The 17,125-nt window shown below is 69.4% G+C and carries 19 protein-coding genes; 14 read left to right on the plus strand and 5 right to left on the minus strand.

The window, feature by feature from the left end:
• The first annotated feature begins 78 nt into the window (after positions 1-78).
• The 7 genes from A3CU_RS0105615 to A3CU_RS0105645 all read left to right on the plus strand — a co-directional run bounded on the left by A3CU_RS0105615 (position 79) and on the right by A3CU_RS0105645 (position 6,260).
• A complete protein-coding gene (locus tag A3CU_RS0105615) occupies positions 79-771 on the plus strand; it encodes a type III secretion system chaperone family protein (protein WP_027941435.1) in 693 nt (230 codons plus the stop codon).
• Positions 768-1,520, plus strand: a complete 753-nt coding sequence (locus tag A3CU_RS0105620; protein WP_027941436.1) for an SDR family NAD(P)-dependent oxidoreductase — start codon at positions 768-770, stop codon at positions 1,518-1,520. The genes A3CU_RS0105615 and A3CU_RS0105620 overlap by 4 nt, the downstream gene beginning before the upstream one ends.
• Positions 1,521-1,663: 143 nt before the next feature.
• Positions 1,664-2,230 (plus strand): orotate phosphoribosyltransferase, encoded by a 567-nt coding sequence (gene pyrE, locus A3CU_RS0105625; RefSeq protein WP_027941437.1) that lies wholly within the window; start codon positions 1,664-1,666, stop codon positions 2,228-2,230.
• 195 nt (positions 2,231-2,425) lie between these two features.
• Positions 2,426-2,794, plus strand: coding sequence for a DUF2784 domain-containing protein (locus A3CU_RS0105630; RefSeq protein ID WP_043840696.1), 369 nt, complete (start codon positions 2,426-2,428; stop codon positions 2,792-2,794).
• Between the two features lie 183 nt (positions 2,795-2,977).
• Positions 2,978-3,652, plus strand: coding sequence for a TrmH family RNA methyltransferase (locus A3CU_RS0105635; RefSeq protein ID WP_027941439.1), 675 nt, complete (start codon positions 2,978-2,980; stop codon positions 3,650-3,652).
• Between the two features lie 267 nt (positions 3,653-3,919).
• A complete protein-coding gene (locus A3CU_RS0105640) occupies positions 3,920-5,041 on the plus strand; it encodes an alpha/beta hydrolase family protein (protein ID WP_027941440.1) in 1,122 nt (373 codons plus the stop codon).
• A 217-nt stretch (positions 5,042-5,258) separates the two neighbouring features.
• Complete coding sequence (locus tag A3CU_RS0105645; protein WP_027941441.1) at positions 5,259-6,260, plus strand: glycoside hydrolase family 76 protein; 1,002 nt, start codon at positions 5,259-5,261, stop codon at positions 6,258-6,260.
• Positions 6,261-6,318: 58 nt separating this feature from the next.
• On the opposite strand, the gene A3CU_RS0105650 is transcribed toward A3CU_RS0105645, so the two are convergent.
• The 3 genes from A3CU_RS0105650 to A3CU_RS0105660 are packed head-to-tail and all read right to left on the minus strand — an operon-like array spanning position 6,319 to position 8,996.
• A complete protein-coding gene (locus tag A3CU_RS0105650) occupies positions 6,319-7,218 on the minus strand; it encodes a transketolase family protein (RefSeq protein WP_043840698.1) in 900 nt (299 codons plus the stop codon).
• 26 nt (positions 7,219-7,244) lie between these two features.
• The gene (locus A3CU_RS0105655) at positions 7,245-7,943 is read right to left on the minus strand and encodes a thiamine pyrophosphate-dependent enzyme (RefSeq protein WP_027941443.1); all 699 of its coding nucleotides are present in this window, start codon (positions 7,941-7,943) and stop codon (positions 7,245-7,247) included.
• A gap of 33 nt (positions 7,944-7,976) precedes the next feature.
• Positions 7,977-8,996 (minus strand): LacI family DNA-binding transcriptional regulator, encoded by a 1,020-nt coding sequence (locus A3CU_RS0105660; RefSeq protein WP_027941444.1) that lies wholly within the window; start codon positions 8,994-8,996, stop codon positions 7,977-7,979.
• A 194-nt stretch (positions 8,997-9,190) separates the two neighbouring features.
• On the opposite strand from A3CU_RS0105660, the gene A3CU_RS0105665 reads away from it, so the two are divergent.
• The 6 genes from A3CU_RS0105665 to A3CU_RS0105690 all read left to right on the plus strand — a co-directional run bounded on the left by A3CU_RS0105665 (position 9,191) and on the right by A3CU_RS0105690 (position 14,358).
• Complete coding sequence (locus A3CU_RS0105665; RefSeq protein ID WP_027941445.1) at positions 9,191-10,201, plus strand: substrate-binding domain-containing protein; 1,011 nt, start codon at positions 9,191-9,193, stop codon at positions 10,199-10,201.
• Positions 10,198-11,190 carry an ABC transporter permease gene (locus tag A3CU_RS0105670; protein WP_027941446.1) on the plus strand — a complete coding sequence of 331 codons (993 nt, stop codon included), beginning with the start codon at positions 10,198-10,200 and terminating at the stop codon, positions 11,188-11,190. The genes A3CU_RS0105665 and A3CU_RS0105670 overlap by 4 nt, the downstream gene beginning before the upstream one ends.
• Positions 11,187-11,999, plus strand: coding sequence for an ATP-binding cassette domain-containing protein (locus A3CU_RS0105675; protein WP_027941447.1), 813 nt, complete (start codon positions 11,187-11,189; stop codon positions 11,997-11,999). Before A3CU_RS0105670 ends, A3CU_RS0105675 begins: the two co-directional genes overlap by 4 nt.
• 67 nt (positions 12,000-12,066) lie before the next feature.
• Complete coding sequence (locus A3CU_RS0105680; protein WP_027941448.1) at positions 12,067-12,939, plus strand: PfkB family carbohydrate kinase; 873 nt, start codon at positions 12,067-12,069, stop codon at positions 12,937-12,939.
• Positions 12,940-12,988: 49 nt separating this feature from the next.
• Positions 12,989-13,621 (plus strand): nucleoside/nucleotide kinase family protein, encoded by a 633-nt coding sequence (locus tag A3CU_RS0105685; RefSeq protein ID WP_027941449.1) that lies wholly within the window; start codon positions 12,989-12,991, stop codon positions 13,619-13,621.
• Complete coding sequence (locus A3CU_RS0105690) at positions 13,618-14,358, plus strand: SDR family oxidoreductase (protein ID WP_027941450.1); 741 nt, start codon at positions 13,618-13,620, stop codon at positions 14,356-14,358. The genes A3CU_RS0105685 and A3CU_RS0105690 overlap by 4 nt, the downstream gene beginning before the upstream one ends.
• Positions 14,359-14,506: 148 nt before the next feature.
• Here the strand turns inward: A3CU_RS0105690 and A3CU_RS0105695 are convergent, their stop codons facing one another.
• On the minus strand, positions 14,507-15,709 hold the full coding sequence (locus A3CU_RS0105695; RefSeq protein ID WP_245616885.1) for a low temperature requirement protein A: 1,203 nt from the start codon (positions 15,707-15,709) through the stop codon (positions 14,507-14,509).
• Between the two features lie 169 nt (positions 15,710-15,878).
• Between A3CU_RS0105695 and A3CU_RS0105700 the strand changes: the two genes are divergently transcribed.
• Complete coding sequence (locus A3CU_RS0105700) at positions 15,879-16,292, plus strand: VOC family protein (protein ID WP_027941452.1); 414 nt, start codon at positions 15,879-15,881, stop codon at positions 16,290-16,292.
• Between the two features lie 3 nt (positions 16,293-16,295).
• On the opposite strand, the gene A3CU_RS0105705 is transcribed toward A3CU_RS0105700, so the two are convergent.
• Entirely contained in the window at positions 16,296-16,976 is a 681-nt protein-coding gene (locus tag A3CU_RS0105705) for a DedA family protein (RefSeq protein ID WP_027941453.1), read from the minus strand.
• Positions 16,977-17,125 lie beyond the last annotated feature (149 nt).

A 17,125-nucleotide genomic window follows, 5' to 3' on the forward strand; every position in this document is an offset into this window, starting at 1 on the left:
CGCCGTGTCACCCGAGCGGGTACGGGCGACACGGCCCGCTGATCTTGGACAATGGCGCCAAGACGATACCCTGATCGCGTGGGTATTCCGGCGTGGATCTGGTTCGTCATCGCAGCCGTGGCGCTGCTGGCCGGGTTGGTGCTGCTCGCCGCCGACCGCACCCGGGAGGGCGCGCGCAATCGTGAACGCCAGCGCTGGGCGGACCTGCGCGGCTGGCAGTTCATGGAGGAGGACGGCCGGCTGGTGAGACAGTGGTCCGCCGGCGCGGTCGGGTACTTCGGCGCCCAGACGGCGCTCAACGTCGTCGCGGGGTCCACCTTCACCTCCGACGGCCGCCGTCCGGTGTACGTCTTCGACATCTCCTCCGACGGGCAGGTCCCGACGGTGATCGTCGCGGTGCGCTGCAACCGGGTGCATCCGGTGCTGGTCGAGCTGTGGCTGGCCAGCGTGCCGTTCCAGCGTCCCGACATGCCGGAGCTGCTCGGCCCGGTGGGTCAGCGCTACGCCTTCGCCGACGACTCGGAGGGCGCACGCAAGGTGATCACCCAGGAACTGGTGGACGCGGCGGACGCGCTCGGCGGCGACGTCGGCGTGGCCTGGCTGGAGCAGGAGTGGGTGCTGGCCAGCATCGATCCGCAGGCCGGCCCGTCCCGGCTGGAGCGGCTGCTGCGTGACCTGGGCGAGATCGCCGACATCGTGGACCCGTTCGACCTCGACGAGCAGGACTCGACCTGGCAGGACCAGGAGCCGTCCGAAAAGCCGGCCCCGTGAGCACCGCACTGATCACCGGCGCGAGCTCCGGGCTCGGCGCGGCCTTCGCGCGCCGGCTGGCCAGGGAGCGCTACGACCTGGTCCTCGTGGCCCGGGACCAGGCCCGGTTGGACAAGCTGGCGGCCGAGCTGAGGGACCGGCACGGCATCAGTGCCGATGTCCTGCCCGCCGATCTCGCCACCGCCGAGGGGCGGTCGGCCGTGGCCGCCCGGCTCGCCGAGGCGCCGGTGGACCTCCTGGTGAACAACGCCGGAATCGGCCTGCCCGGCCAGTTCTGGACCACGCCGCCGGAGGATGTTCAGCGCCAGCTCGACATCAACGTCACCGCGGTGCTTCAGCTGACTCGGGCCGCGCTGCCGGGCATGATCGAACGCGGACGCGGCGACGTGATCAACGTGTCCAGCGTGGCCGGGTTCTTCGCCGGCAGCGGCTCGGCGTACTCGGCGACCAAGGCCTGGGTCACCTCGTTCACCGAAAGCATCGACAGCGCCCTGCCGCGCGGCGTGCGGATGCTGGCGCTGTGTCCCGGTTTCATCCACACCGAGTTCCACCAGCGCGCGGGCCTGTCGAAATCCGGTCCCGAAGCGTTCTGGCTCGACGCGGACCGGGTGGCCGCCGACGCGCTGACGGACCTGCGGCGCGGCAAGACCATTTCGGTGCCCGGACGGCAGTATCAGGCGATGGTGGCGATCGGCCGGCTGTTCCCGCGCAGCCTGCTCCGCCGGCTGTCCCGCATCGTCTCCCGGTAGAGACTGTCTCGACGTGGCTTGCGTGGCGATGCCGGTGGCGTGCCTCACCGCAAGTGGCTCCGCCGCTTCGAAACACCACCCCAGGAGGCCGCCGCACCCGGCGGCCTCGGCCGGTCGCCGGGGTCGTGTGTAAGACTCAGGCCGTGGCGAAAGCGGTGTTGGATCAAGCGGCGAAACTCGAACTGGCCAGGCTCATCTCCGAGCTATCGGTGGTGCACGGCAAGGTGACCCTGTCCTCCGGCAAGGAGGCCGACTACTACATCGACCTGCGCCGGGCCACCCTGCATCACGCGGCCGCGCCGCTGATCGGCAAGCTGCTGCGCCAGTTGACCGCGGACTGGACCTACGTCGCCGTGGGCGGTCTGACGCTCGGCGCCGACCCGGTCGCCGCCGCGATGCTGCATTCCGCGGCGGCCGACGGGGTGGTGCTCGACGCGTTCGTGGTCCGCAAGAGCGCCAAGCAGCATGGCTTGCAGCGCCGGATCGAGGGCATGGAGGTTGCCGGGCAGCGCGTGCTGGCGGTCGAGGACACCTCGACCACCGGCGGGAGCGTGCTCACCGCCGTCGAAGCGCTGCGGGAGGCCGGTGCGACGGTCGTGGGCGTCGCCACCGTGGTGGATCGCGACACCGGGGCCCGCGAGGCGATCGAGCGGGAAGGCCTGACCTATCGGTACCTGCTGAATCTGGACGATCTCGGGCTGGCCCAGTAGAGCTCGGGCTGATCAGGTAACCGGTTTGGGCCAAACCCGGAAACGGTCCGGTCACATTTCAGCAAATTAGTGATCAACAACACCGACTAATCAGAACTATATGTCTTTTTGTCGATGTTTCTCAGGAAAGGAGGCGTAACGTGATTGTGACGGGGCACTGAAAGGGGGCGGTGCGGTGTGACAACCGCAAGAGTACTGGTGGATGTAACTGTTGGTATACACATCCTCGCACTGCTCTATATCGGCCTTGGCGGTTTCCTCGCCTGGCGCTGGCCCAAGTCGATCTTCGTGCATGTTTTCTTCGCGCTCTGGGGGATCGCCGTCAACGTGTTCCCGATCCCCTGCCCGCTGACCGCCCTCGAGGACTACTTCCGCAGCCTGCAGGGCCTCGGCCCGCTACCGGGTGGGTTCAACGAGTACTACCTCTACGGGACGCTGTTCCCGCGCTCGATGTTGCCCCTCGTCGCGGTCACCGCACTGGCCATTGTGGTCTTTTCCTATGCCGGCGCCTATCTCCGCTGGCGTAACCGGCACGTACCCGCGCACACTTTCCGGCAGGCCTGACTCCGCTGTCGGCCTACGCGCCCAGCCGATCTCGTGGCCAGGGCTCTCCTGTGCGCCGACCTCTTGTTCTTGCCGATGGGAGCCCTGCCCCCGACATCGGCTGCCTTCGGACGGCGCGTGTGCGACTCACCTTGACAAGCAGCCTGACGCATTCACCTAAAGGCTCTGAGCGACAATTCTGGTGTGCTACCCAACGATGTCCATCCCGAACCGCCGGAGGCGGGCCCGACCGAGTGGACGGCGGCTCGCGAAGTCGGCGTCGGGCCGTGGCCCGGTGAGTGGCCGGAAGACAAGCGCTACGACCCGGAACTACTAGCGAGCGGCGACCGCCGCAACGTCGTCGATGCCTACCGGTACTGGCGACGTGAAGCCATCGTGGCCGATGTCGATCAACGTCGGCATCCCTTCCATGTCGCGATCGAGAACTTCCAGCACGACCACAACATCGGCACGGTGGTCCGGACGGCGAACGCCTTCGCGGCGGCCGCGGTGCACATCGTCGGGCGCAGGCGGTGGAACCGCCGCGGCGCGATGGTCACCGATCGATACCAGCATCTCGAGCACCATCCCGACGTGGCCGGCCTGGCAGCCTTCGCCGCGGCACGTGGACTCACCATCGTGGCTGTCGACAACACGCCCGGGGCTCGTCCGGTGGAAACCGTGGCGCTGCCGCGGGAGTGCGTGCTGCTGTTCGGTCAGGAGGGCCCGGGGCTGTCGGCGGACGCCCAAGCCGCGGCGTCGCTCGTCGTGTCGATCGCGCAGTTCGGCACCACGCGGTCGATCAACGCCGGGGTGGCCGCCGGCATCGTCATGCATGCCTGGGTCCGCCAGCACGCCGACCTGACCCAAGCATGGTGAGCACAAGCGGTCATCTGCGGTAGGACCCCGACCGTGACCGGCGCGCACAACGGCCCCACTGGACCGCGTACGGCCCCATAGTGCGGACGGGCAGCTTTCGTCGGTGCGCTGAAACACGACGTTGAAGCGCTGCGGCTGCGGCGCGAAGCACGGATGTGCGCGACTACCGACCACGTCGACAGCCAACTCCTTGCCATCTCTCAAGCTATGATCCTATAGTGCTAGCTAGATAGATAAATAGTGAAACCAACTGAACAGGGGGATCCCATGCGTGGCCTCATGGTCGGCACCGTCGTCACCGCACTGACCCTCGCGCTGTCCGCAGCACCCGCCGCGGCGGACGCGACGCCGGTGCCGTACCTACCCGAACCGACCGGAAACCAACCAGTCGGCAGCACGTCCCTCTATCTGAAGGACACCTCGCGTCCCGACCCGTGGGTGCCATCGGTGCCCTACCGGGAGCTGATGATTTCGCTCTTCTACCCGGCCACCTCGGCCAACGGACCAAAGGCGCAGTACATGACCCCGGCGGAGTCCGCGGCGATGCTGGCGGATTCCGGCCTGGACGCGCCGCCCGATCTGCTGAGCACGACGCGGACCTACTCCATCCGCGACGCGGTGGCAGACGGCCGCCCGCACAGCCTCCCGCTGGTCGTGCTGTCGCCCGGCTACACCAAGCCCCGCGCCACGCTGACCGCGCTGGCCGAGGACCTGGCGAGCCACGGTTACGTCGTGGCGGTGGTCGGCCACACCTACGAGAACATGGCCACGAGCTTCCCCGACGGACGCGTCGTCGGGTGTGCCTCGTGCGAGGTACCGCACGACGAGGCGTTCTGGCAGAAGCTGGAGCTGGGCCGGGCGGCCGACGTATCGTTCGTACTGGACGCGCTCACCGGTCCGCACCCCAAGTGGCGCTGGTCCGGCCTGATCGAGAAGTCCCGGATCGGTATGGCCGGGCACTCCGCCGGTGGGGCGAGCGCCATTCCGGCCATGGTCGCCGACCCCCGGATCAAGGCCGGGATGGACATCGACGGCACGACGAACGTTCCGCTCACCACTCCGGGGTTGTCCCGGCCGTTCATGTTCATGAGCCACCAACTCGCCCCCACCTTGTGCGCGCCGGGTAACGAGCCGTGGGAACGGGACTGGGCTCAGCTGACCGGATGGAAGCGCTGGATCGAGGTGGCGGGCACGGTCCACGCGTCGTTCACCGACCTCGGGCTGTTCGCCGACCAGTTCGGCGTCGACCTCGGCGCGACCACCACGGCGGAGCGCACCCAGGCGATCACCCGGGCCTACGTCAACGCGTTCTTCGACGAACACCTGCGCGGCCGGCCACAGCCGATACTGGACCAGCCCGGCGACCCCGAGGTCCAGTTCTGCCACTGAAGGCACGAAAGCTGAAGGCACGAAAGCAGCCCGCTGACGAGCGCGAGTCCCACACTCCCGTAGCGCGAGTCCCACACTCCCGTAGCGCGAGTCCCACACTCCCGTAGCGCGAGTCCCACACTCCGGTAGCGCATGTCCCGCCTTCCGGTAGACCGGAACGTGGGACACACACGACGGGAACGTGGGACACGCACGACGGGAAGGTGGGACTCGCGCCATGTATCGCGACTGGGCACAAGCGGCGGAACGCGCGATCGTCACCCGGCACCTGCGCCGCGTCTGGGGCCTGCCCGGCACCGTTCTGGGGCGCAGCGGCTGGCCGCCGACGCCCGACCAGCGGCTGCACTGGCACTGGAACTACTGGTGGCAGGCGCACCTGCTGGACTGCCTGATCGACGCCCAGCTCCGCGCGCCGGAACCGGCACGGGCCGCGACGATCCAGCGGTTCGTGCGGTCGATCCTGGTGCGCAACTTCGGTCAGTGGTCGAACGAGTACTACGACGACATGGCCTGGCTCGGCCTTGCCCTGCAACGGATCGGGGTGAGCGCACCGCTCGCGGCCATCCTCAGCGAACTGCGCTCGGCGTGGACGCCGGACGGGGGCGGTGGGATCTGGTGGCGCAAGGGCGACAAGTTCAAGAACGCCCCGTCCAACGGGCCGGCGGCCATCCTCCATGCCCGGGTGGGCGAGGTCGAGCGCGCGCGTGACCTGCTCGCCTGGATGGAGCGCACCCTCGTCGATCCGGACACCGGGTTGGTGTGGGACGGCCTTCGCCTCAACGACCAGGGGTCCGGGGGCGAGCTCGTCAAGGCGATCTACACCTACTGCCAAGGGGTCTTCCTCGGCGCCTGCCTGGAACTGTCCGAAGTGGACGCCGCCGCGCGCACGATCCGTGCGGTGGCCGCGCACTGTGCGCCCGGCGGGGTGCTGCGCGGGCAGGGCGGTGGCGACGGCGGCCTGTTCGCCGGGATCCTCGCGCGCTACCTCGCGCTGGCCGCGAAACGCTTACCCGGCGTCGAAGCCGAGACGGCACGCGAGCTCGTGCTGACCTCCGCCGAGTCCTGCTTCACGGGGGCGGCCGACGTCCACGGCTCGCCCCTGTTCAGTCCGGAGTGGACACAGCCGGCGGTGACCGATCCGGTGCGTGGACCGACCCGAGACCTCTCCGTCCAGGTCGGCGCCTGGCTCCTCCTCGAAGCCGCCGCCACCCTGGAGTGATCGCGTCAGGCGAGCAGGCGGTGTCCTATGGGGCTCAGCCCCCACACCCCGACTGGGGTCAAGCCCCCAGGCCCTCCACCTCGGCCTCGATGCTTGCTACGTCAAGGCCGTGCAATGCGTCGTGGTCAGCAGGTTCGCCATACGCTCGCAGTTCGACATCCCGGCGTACACCGAGCGAGCGGACCTGGTGCGGAATGTCCGACAGCGCCTCGTTCACGAGGTGTGCGGAGGTGCCTGCCAGGTAGGGCTCCACCAGAACCACGGCCGCACGGTCGGCCGCGAGCACCGCCGACCGCAGCGTGGCCTGGTCGAAGGGCCTGACGGTGGCCGCGTACAACACCGTCACATCGGCCTGCCGCGTCGCGTGCAGCACGTTGTCGAGCATCGGACCAACCGCCAGCACCACGCCGAGGCGGCCACGCTTGAGCACCTGGAACCCGGACAGGTCCGGCTGCGGCCGGGCATTGGCCCGGCTGGACAACCGCACATAGACCCGGCCGTCGCCCGCCAACGCGGACCGCATCAACGGCTCGACTTCCTCGGCGTGCCCCGGCACGTGCACGGTCCACCCCGGCAGGGTGTCCAACAGTGCCACGTCACCCGGCGCCTGGTGCGTCCGTCCCCACACCGGGTCGTCGTAGGACCCGCCGATGCTGACCAGCACCGCCCCCACGTCCTGATGCCCGAGATCGAGTTTGATCTGTTCGAACGGGCGCTCCACCAGGAACGGCGCGTAGCTGTGCACCACCGGCCGGAGTCCGGTCAGCGCCAGCCCGCCGGCCACGCCGATCATGCACTGCTCCCGGATGCCGACGTTGATCACGCGATCGGGATGATGCCGTTGTGCCGCGGTGAAAGCCGCCGCGGTGATGTCGGCCAGCACCACCGCCAGTCTCGGATCGGTGTCCAGCGCACTGCTGACCGTATCCACGAACGCTTGCCGCATCCGGCTGTCCATCCGCGCCACGGCCTGATCCAGGGGGTTCACGCCGTCTCCTCCTTCCTGATCGTGGCCACGACGGCCAGCGGCCGGTCGGGATGGGCAGCCGTCAAAGCGCGGTAGAGCGCCTCGTCATCCCGTCCCCCGACGACGCGCGTCTCCCAGCCCTCAACCGCGAAACGCTCGGCGATCCCGCCCGGCCAGCCGTGCGTGGCCGAGCCGTTGTCGATCACCACCACGGTGAGCCGGCCCAGCCCCAGCCGGCCCGCCAGCGCGATCGCCTCGTGATTGCTGCCCTCGTCCAACTCCCCGTCTCCGACCAGCACCACAACGCGCGGCCGGGTACGTCGCTGAGCACGCAGGCCCAGGACGGTGCCGACGCCGAGAGCCAGCCCGTGCCCGAGCGAGCCGCTCCCGATCTCCGCGCCGGGCACCAGCACCCGGTCCGGATGCTGGCCCAGCGGTGACCCGAACGTGGTCCAGGAATCCAGTTCGGCGGCATCCAGGAAGCCCTTCGCGGCGAGTACCGCGTAGAAGGCCGCCGGGCCATGGCCCTTGGACAGCAGGAAACGATCCCGGCCCGGATCGTCCAGCCGTTCCGGCGAGACGTTGAGAACGCGGTCGTAAAGCACCCACAACACGTGGAGGGTGGAGGCCGCAGCCCAGTCATGCTTCTCGTCCCCGGTCATTCGCTGGAACAGCTGGGCGAGATCCGGGAAGCCCACGTCACGGGTCTGAACCATGCAACCAGGCTGCAACCTCGACCCCGGTAGAGGTCAAGGGTTTTGGCAGCCGCAGGACGCGCGGTGCATCAGACGCGGCGGCAGGCGCAGGGTCTCCTTGGCCCGGTCGGGGTCGGCGATCCGGGCCAGCAGGAGCCGGACGGCACGCCGGCCGATCTCCTCGACGGGCTGGGCCATCGTGGTCAGCGGCGGGTCGACGAGGTCGGACCACTCGACGTCGTCGTAGCCGACGACGGCCAGGTCGGCACCGATCCGGATACCGAGGCCGCGGACTTCGTGCAGCACGCCGACCATCATCGCGTCGTTGGCCACCACCAGGGCGGTCGGCGGGTCGGGCAGGGCCAGCAGCGCACGCGTGGCCGCGGCGCCACCGGTGCGGGTGGAATGCCCGCAGGCGATTAGTTGCGGATTCCACGGCAGGCCGCCGCGACCCAGACCGAGCCGGTAGCCGAGCGTGCGTTCCTCGCTCGTGCTCAACCCGGCCGCGCCGCTGACCAGGCCAATGTTGCGGTGGCCGAGCGAGGCCAGGTGCTCGGTGAGCGCGGAGGTCGACTGGATGTTCTCCACACCGACCTGATCCACGTCGGTGCGCGTGGTCAGCCGGTCCAGGAGCACGGTCGGCACCCCGAGCGAGACGAGTTCGCTGATCAGCGCCCCGTCACCCGGCGACGGCGTGAGCAGCAAGCCGTCCACCCGGCGTGACCGGAGCGCCCGCACGGTTTCCTGCTCGGTGGCGACCGTGTCGTGCGTGTCGGCGAGTAGCACGGTGTACCCGGCCGACGCCGCTTCGCGCTCGATGGCCTGCATCAGCGCGGCGAAATACGGGTTGGCCAGCAGGGAGATCGCGACCCCGATCGAACGTGTCCCGCCGGTCACCAGCGAGCGCGCGATGGCGTCCCCGGTGTACCCGGTTTCCTCGATCGCCCGCAGCACGGCGGCCCGGGTTTCCGGCGCGACCGAACGTGTTCCGTTGACGACGTGGGAAACCGTGGTGATGGAGACACCGGCCAGCTCCGCTATGTCCCGCTGCGTCGGCCGCGCGGACTTCGCCATCGAACCCCCTCATTGTTTTGTCGGCCTACGCGCCCAGCACGTTCGGACGGCGCGTGTGCAGCTCGCCTTCGCCAGCAATCTCACCCATCCACCAACGGGCTCTTGGCAAGCGTTTGCGCAAACGCTTGCCCCTCGAGCATAGGCCGATTTAACGTCCGCACCAGCAAGCGTTATGCCTCGATGGGGAGGTTTCCGTGCGACAACGCAGTTTGGTTTGCCTACTCCTAGCCTTAGCGGTCACCGCGAGTGGTTGTACCGTCCAGCGCTACTGGGGTGGCAGCTCGAACACTGCTGGCAGCGGCCGCGCCAGCGTCGGTCTGGTCACCAAGACCGAGACCAACCCGTACTTCGTCGAACTGCGCAATGCGGCCGGTGCCGCCGCCAAGGCTCAAGGGGCCGACTTCGTCGCGCTCGCTGGCCAGTTCGACGGCGACAACGACGGCCAGGTCAAGGCGATCGAGAACATGGTCCAGCAGGGCGTGAACACGATCCTGATCACGCCCAACTCGTCGACCGGCGTGCTCGCCGCGATTGACCGGGCCCGCAAGGCCGGCGTCCTGGTGATCGCGCTCGACACCGCGACGGACCCGGAAAGCGCGGTGGACGCCACCTACGCCACGGACAACGTCGCGGCCGGACGCGAGCAGGGCGCCTACGTCAAGGCCGCGCTCGGCGGGATTCCGCCGAAGCTCATCATGATCGACGGGACCGCGGGCAGCACCGTGGACACCTACCGCCACAACGGTTTCCTGCAAGGCATCGGGCTTGCCGACGGCGCGCCCGAGATCGCCGGCCGGGACAACGCCAACGGCGACCAGAGCATCGCGCAGCAGAAGATGGAGAACCTCCTCCAGCGCTCGACCGACATCAACGCCGTCTACACGATGAACGAACCCACCGGGCGCGGTGCATACGCGGCATTGCAGGCGCGCGGGCTGGCCGGCCAGGTCGTCATGGGTTCGATCGACGGCGGCTGCCAGGGTGTGGCGAACGTGCGGGACGGGTTGTACCAGGCCACCGTCATGCAGTTCCCGCGCAAGATGGCCGAGCAGGGCGTGACCGCGGCCGTCGAATACGCCCGGACTCAGAAGAAGCCCAGCGGCTTCATCGACACCGGGTCCGTCGTGATCACCGACAAGCCGATGCCCGGCGTGCCGAGCCAGAACACCGACTGGGGCCTGCAGAACTGCTGGGGGAACAAGTGACCACGCTGACCGCCACAAAGAAAACCGAGGGCCGGGAAGGCATCGGCGATTTCTTCCTGCGTGCTCCCGCGGCCGGGCCGGCGCTCGCGCTGGTCGTCGCGATCATCGTGTTCTCGGTGTCCACCAGCACCTTTCTGCAACTGGACAACCTGTCCCTGGTGGTCGAGCAGTCACTGGTGGTGGGCACCCTCGCCCTCGGGCAGACGCTGATCATCCTCACCGCCGGCATCGATCTGTCCAACGCGGCGGCGATGGTGCTGTCCACGCTGCTGATGGCGAAGCTGCTGACCTCCGGCACGCCCGCGGTACTGGCACTGGTCCTCGGCGTGGCAGCGACCGGGGCCCTCGGGCTGGTCACCGGATCGCTGGTGACCCGGATCAAGCTGCCGCCGTTCATCGTCACGCTCGGCATGCTGACCATGCTCACCGCGGCCGGAAAGCTGGTCGCCGGCGGCCAGGCGGTGCCGGTGCCCGACGGGCTGCTCACCTGGCTCGGCACCCGCCGCTACCTGTTCGGCGGCATCCCCATCACCTACGGCATGACGCTCGCGCTGGTGATGTACCTGGTCATGTGGTACGCGCTCACGCAGACCGGGTGGGGAAAGCACGTCTACGCCGTCGGCAACGCGCCGGAGTCGGCCCGCCTGTCCGGGATCAAGGTCAACCGGACCGTCGTCTCGGCCTACCTGGTGGCCGGGCTGATCTTCGGCATCGCCGCGTGGCTGGCGCTGGGCCGGGTGCCCAACGCCGACCCGAACGCCTATCAACTCGGCAACCTGGACTCGATCACCGCCGTGGTGCTGGGCGGGACGAGCCTGTTCGGCGGTCGCGGCTCGGTGCTCGGCACGATGATGGGCGCGCTGATCGTGACCGTGCTGCGGTCCGGACTCACCCAGCTGGGTGTGGACTCGCTCTACCAGGACGTGGCGACCGGTGCGCTGGTGATCGCCGCGGTGGCTGTGGACCGGTTGGCCAGGAGGACACGATGACGACGACACCGACCCTCTCCGCACGCGGCCTGGTGAAGCGCTACGGCCGGGTGACCGCCCTCGACGGCGCCGATTTCGACCTCTACCCCGGCGAAGTGCTCGCCGTGGTCGGCGACAACGGGGCCGGCAAGTCCAGCATGATCAAGGCGCTGTCCGGCGCCCTGGTCCCGGAGGCCGGCGAGATCCGGGTGGACGGCGAGCCGGTGCGCTTCCGTTCGCCGCTGGACGCGCGGCGCTGCGGGATCGAGACCGTGTACCAGGATCTGGCGCTCGCTCCCGCGCAGGACATCGCCGCCAACATGTTCCTCGGCCGGGAAATCCGGCGCCGCGGCCCGCTCGGCCTGATCCGCAAGCTGGACTCGGCGAAGATGCGCGCCGAAGCCCAGCGGGTGCTGGACGAACTGGACATCAAGGTCAAGTCGATCGGCCAGCCGGTGGAGACGCTCTCCGGCGGGCAGCGCCAGGGCGTCGCGGTCGCGCGGGCGGCGGCCTTCGGCACCAAGGCGGTGATCATGGACGAGCCGACCGCGGCGCTCGGCGTCGCCGAGTCCGGCAAGGTGCTGGAACTCATCGACCGCATCCGGCAGCGCGGGCTGCCCGTCGTGCTGATCAGCCACAACATGCCACACGTCTTCGAGATCGCCGACCGCATCCACGTGCACCGGCTGGGGCGGCGAGTGGCCGTGGTGTCGCCGGAAACCACGAGCATGAACCAGGTGGTCGGGTTGATCACCGGCGCGCTGCGGATGGGTGAGGATGGCACGGTGGAGGAGGTCGAGTCGGCGATCCACACGGGACTTTCGGCATGAGGCGTATCGCGTCGAACCGCGGCAAGCAAGGCGACCAACTCGCGGAGGAACGAGCGTGAGCCGGCGGGTGGTGCTCGCGGGGTTGTGCACGGTCGACGTCGTGCAGCGGGTCGCCGAGCTGCCCGGGCCCAGCGAGAAGGTGCAGTCGCTGTCCGTCGACGTGGCGGCGGGCGGCCCGGCGACGAACGCGGCGGTCACGGTCGCGGCGCTGGGCGGCTCACCGCTCCTGCTGACCGCCCTGGGCGCGCATCCGCTCGCCGAACTGGCCCGTGCCGATCTCGCGGCCTGCGGCGTGGAAGTCGTCGACGTGGCCCCGGAATCCCAGGTCGCGCCGGCCATTTCCGCCGTCGCCGTGCGAGATCGCGACGGCGAACGAACGGTGGTTTCGCGTAATGCCGGCAACGTCTCCATACCCCGGCCGAGGCCCGAGGATTACCTTGGCACCGGGACTTGCGTGAGCGCGGTGCTGGTGGACGGGCATCACCCGGAACTCGCGCTGGCGGTCGCGGGTTGGGCGCGGGATCGCCGGATTCCCGTGGTGCTCGATGCCGGAAGCTGGAAACCGGTGCTGGACGACCTGCTGCCGCTGGTGGACACGGCGGCGTGCTCGGCACACTTCCGGCCGCCGGGCCCCGGCCTGCGCGACCGGGGCGTGCCGACCGTGATCGTCACGGCTGGTCCCGATCCGGTGCGCTGGTGGACCGCCGAGGCCTCCGGTGCGGTGCCGGTGCCCCGGACCGGCGCCCGGGACACCCTGGGCGCGGGCGACGTCTGGCATGGCGCGCTCGCGTACGGCACGGGGAACCTCGAACTGCCGGAGCTGATCCGGTTCGCCAACGAGGTCGCCGCGGAACGGGTGCGGCATGTGGGGCCACGGTCCTGGCTCGACTCGATCAGGGAACTGGCGACTTCCGCCCGCGCGGCGGGTGAGGATGGGTGACGTGCGGGGGTCTGGGTGCAACCCCGCAGAAAACACCGAAGGGAACGCGATGACATTCGAGGAGTTGCTGGCCAGGGCGGAAGCGCTGGCGGCGCGCGGCGAGCGGACCGTGCTCGGCGTCGTCGGTTCGCCGGCGGCGGGCAAGACCACGCTCGCGCGCGGGCTGGCCGGCAAGCTCGGTGACCGGGCCGTGGTGGTCGGCATGGACGGGTTCCACCTCGCGCAGGCGGAACTGCGGCGGCTCGGCCGGATGGAACGCAAGGGCGCGCCGGACACCTTCGACGCCTACGGCTACGTACACCTTTTGCGTCGCCTCAAGGACGGGAAGGAAACCGTCTACGCGCCGGAGTTCCGGCGCGAGATCGAGGAGCCGATCGCGGGCGCGGTGCCGGTACCGCCGGAGGTCCCGCTGGTGATCACCGAGGGAAACTACCTGCTGCTGGACTCCGATCCGTGGCGCGACGTGCGCGGGCTGCTCGACGAGGCGTGGTTTCTCGCCCCCGACGAGCAGAACCGGATCGAGCGACTGGTCACCCGGCACCGGCGGTACGGGCGATCGCTGGTGGACGCCCGGCGGCGCGCGCTCGGCAGCGACCAGCGCAACGCCGACCTGATCGCGTCCACCGCGCAGCGCGCCGACCTCGTCCTCGACCGGCTTCCGCTGGCAAACTTCCAGATATGACGCTCGTGGTCACCGGCGGCAGCCGGGGCATCGGCGCGGCGATCTGCACGCTGGCCGCGGCGCACGGGCACGACGTCGTGGTCAATTACGCGCACGACGCCGAGGCCGCCGAGCAGATCGCCGAGCAGGTCCGGCGGCGGGGCCGCCAGGCGCGGACCGTCCGTGGTGACGTGTCCAATGAGAGCGACGTCAAGCACCTCTTCGACGCGGCCGAGGACCTCGGACCGCTGACGGCGTTGGTCAACAACGCGGGCATCAGCGGCAATCGGCCGGCCCGGCTGGACGAGCAGGACGTGGAGACCGTCCGGCGGGTGCTGGACGTCAACGTGACCGGCGTGTTCCTGTGCTGCCGGGAGGCGGTGCTGCGGATGTCCACCCGCTACGGCGGCACAGGCGGCGCGATCGTGAACGTCTCGTCGAGCGCCGCCGGCCGTGGTTCACCGGGGGAATGGGTGCATTACGCGGCCAGCAAGGCGGCCGTGGACACGCTGACCTACGGGCTGGCGCAGGAGGTCGCGCGGGAAGGCATCCGGGTGAACGGAGTATCACCCGGGCTCGTGGACAGCGACTTCCATGCCACCGCGGGCGTGCCCGACCGAGCGCAGCAGCTCGGCCCCGGCGTTCCGCTCGGCCGGGCGGGCCGGCCCCAGGAAATCGCCGAGGCGGTGGTGTGGATGCTTTCACCCGCGGCGTCCTTCACGGTCGGCGCGATCTTGCAGGTCAACGGCGGTCGATGAGTTGTCCACAAACTGTGGATGGATTCGCGAGTTGTCCACAGGTTGTGGACTCACGGGTGTCGTCGAACTCAACGAGTGCCGTAAGGGCTCAATGAGGGTCGTGGGGACTCACTAAGTGTTGTGCGGCCTCACCGAGTGTCCGGGGATCTCACTGTGCGTCCGGGGAACGGCCGCGGTGCCGGGTGACGGCCAGGTTGGCAGCGAGCGTGGCGGCAACCGCCAGACCCATCGTGAGCACGGCGAGCCCCAGTCCGAGGCCCGGCGCGCCGACCGCGATGCCGAGCACGATCACCACTCCCGCCACCACGAGCAGGGGATGACCCACGGCACCGGTGCCCGCCACGCGGTGCAGCCCGGCGAACACGACCAGCGAGACCACCAAGGGGACGGCCACCGCCAGCGCGGCCACGCGAACACCCAGGTGGCTGTGGTGACCGAGGGTGTCGATGGCGGCGCCCAGGCCCGCTCCGAGCGCGGCGACGGCGGCGAACACGACGTAATGGCCGTAGCCCCAGAGCAGGGCGGTGCGCAGGCCGACCAGGCGCGCCTCGGCGCCGGTGAGGTAGATCCACCACACGGCGAACACCAGTAACAGCCCGCCCGCGGCGGTGATCAACACCGAAGGAGTTTCACCGGGTTCGCTGAGCGCGTCCTGCACGCCGGTGAAGGTCGCCAGCACGACCTCGCCGAGCACGATGATGGTGAACGCCCCGTACCGATCGGTGATGTGGCCGGGATGCCAGCTCGTCGGGTGGCCCCGGTACTCCGCCCAGAGCGGCACGGCCAACTCGGCTGCCACCAGCACCAGGAAGGTCACGTACGCCCACACGCCGGGCGCCCACAAGCGGGCGATCCACCCGAACTGCACGACGGTGATCCCGGCGGCGTAGCGCAGGGCCGTCGGGCGCCCCTCGACGTGTTCGATGGCGGCGCGCAACCACTGGGACACCAGCGCCAGCCGCATGATCACGTAGCCCACGACGACGATGGTGAAGTCGCCGTGCGAGAACGCGGCCGGAACCCCGGCGGCGAGCACCAGTACCCCGCCCATCTGCACCAGGGTGAGCAGCCGGTAAGGAACGTCGTCGGTGTCGTAGGCGGAGGCGAACCAGGTGAAGTTCATCCACGCCCACCAGATCGCGAAGAACACCGACGCGTACCCGACCAGCCCGGCGAGCACGCGCCCGTCGGCGAGCGCGTGGTGCCACTGTCCGGCGGCCTGAGCCACCGCGACCACGAAGCACAGGTCGAACAGCAACTCCAGCGGAGTGGACACCCGGTGCGCCTCACTTGGGTCCCGGCCGCGCATGATCCGCCGCAGCACACCACCACCCGCCACGCCGTCGCTCACCGCTTCTCCCGTGCGTGTCCACGCTCGGCCGGTCTCCTGCCGCCCGGCCTTCGCACGACTGATCTTGCCACCGGAATTGCCCCCAGGGCTGGAAGTTCCTGCCGGCACTTGGCGCGACGACGGATCGGTAGCCTGGCCGCAGGGGCTACTGGAAGGGTCGGACCAGCCGATGTCGAAGCTGACGAATCTGTATCACCTGGCACTGACCGTGACCGATGTGGACCGCAGTGTCCCGTGGTACGAGCGAGTGCTGGACCTCGCGGAAACCACCCGCCGTGAGGACCCCGAGACCGGGATCCGCAAGGTCTACCTCAGGGCACCCGGCGACGAATTCTACGTGGTCCTGGTGCAGCACCCGGACACCGAGCGCGGTGCCTTCGACGGGCGGCGAACCGGCCTGGATCACATCGCGTTCAAGGTCGACTCGTACGCCGCGCTCAAGGAATGGGAACGGCGGCTGGCGGACTACAGCGTGACCTACACCCCCGCGACCGCCTCACGCACCGTGCCCGGCGCTTCGGTGGTGGTGTTCTGCGACCCGGACGGGATCCAGCTCGAGGTCTGGTCGGGCCTGCCGGCCTGAGCTTCAGACGGCGTTGAGTTCGGGGTCGGACTCTTCGTCGTCGATCGGGCGGCGGATCTCCCGGACGTACCGGACGATTCCGAAGACGGTACCGGCCACGAAGAACGCGACGGACAGCCAGACGGTCAACGTCTTCACCCACGGGAAGGCATCCAGCAGGCCGGCACCGTAGTAGCCGAGCAGCACCAGTGAAGGCACCCAGAGCACGCCGCCGAGCGTGGTGGCGAGCAGGAAGCGCCGCGGGTCCATCCGGGCGGCACCCGCGATGAGCGGCGCCAGCGTGCGCACCCACGGAATCCAGCGGGCGGCGACAATGGCGAAGAAGCCCCTGCGGTCCAGGAAGTTCCGGGCCCGTTCCAGGTGCTCCCGGGTGAGCACCTTCCCACCACGCCGGGCCACGATATGCGTGCCGGTCTGCCGGCCGATGTAGTAGCCGACCTGGTTCCCGATCACGGCGACCAGCAGCGCGGCCAGCGAAAGCAACCACGCGTTGAAGTGCGCGCCGTGCGAGGCGAGCACCACCCCGGCGGCGAACAGCAACGAGTCGCCGGGCAGGAAAAGGCCGACGATCAGCGCGCATTCGATGAACACGAAGCTGAGTACGATCACCCAAACCAACAGCGGGCCGGCCGCGTTCAGCCAGCCCGTTCCCAGGGCTTCGGGCGCGGCGGAAACGACACTCACAGGCCGGAAGCCTACGTGCAGCGGGCCGGCCGCACTCATCCGATTGGTGGATTTGCCGCATCCGTTATCGACGGCCGCGAAGATTCGTGAAATTGAGCGGTCTCTGACCACCTGTTATCCGCACTGGAGTAACCGCCAGGCAACGCAGC

This window comes from Amycolatopsis taiwanensis DSM 45107, from assembly GCF_000519205.1.
In the GTDB taxonomy this organism is placed as follows: Bacteria; Actinomycetota; Actinomycetes; order Mycobacteriales; family Pseudonocardiaceae; genus Amycolatopsis_E; species Amycolatopsis_E taiwanensis.

Excerpts from the sequence above, each read along its gene's own strand:
- A3CU_RS0105640 (WP_027941440.1), top strand. The coding sequence starts at position 3,920 with ATGCGTGGCCTCATGGTCGGCACCGTCGTCACCGCACTGACCCTCGCG.
- A3CU_RS0105645 (WP_027941441.1), top strand. The coding sequence starts at position 5,259 with ATGTATCGCGACTGGGCACAAGCGGCGGAACGCGCGATCGTCACCCGG.
- A3CU_RS0105650 (WP_043840698.1), bottom strand. The coding sequence starts at position 7,218 with ATGGACAGCCGGATGCGGCAAGCGTTCGTGGATACGGTCAGCAGTGCG.
- A3CU_RS0105655 (WP_027941443.1), bottom strand. The coding sequence starts at position 7,943 with ATGGTTCAGACCCGTGACGTGGGCTTCCCGGATCTCGCCCAGCTGTTC.
- A3CU_RS0105660 (WP_027941444.1), bottom strand. The coding sequence starts at position 8,996 with ATGGCGAAGTCCGCGCGGCCGACGCAGCGGGACATAGCGGAGCTGGCC.
- A3CU_RS0105675 (WP_027941447.1), top strand. The coding sequence starts at position 11,187 with ATGACGACGACACCGACCCTCTCCGCACGCGGCCTGGTGAAGCGCTAC.
- A3CU_RS0105685 (WP_027941449.1), top strand. The coding sequence starts at position 12,989 with ATGACATTCGAGGAGTTGCTGGCCAGGGCGGAAGCGCTGGCGGCGCGC.
- A3CU_RS0105690 (WP_027941450.1), top strand. The coding sequence starts at position 13,618 with ATGACGCTCGTGGTCACCGGCGGCAGCCGGGGCATCGGCGCGGCGATC.
- A3CU_RS0105700 (WP_027941452.1), top strand. The coding sequence starts at position 15,879 with ATGTCGAAGCTGACGAATCTGTATCACCTGGCACTGACCGTGACCGAT.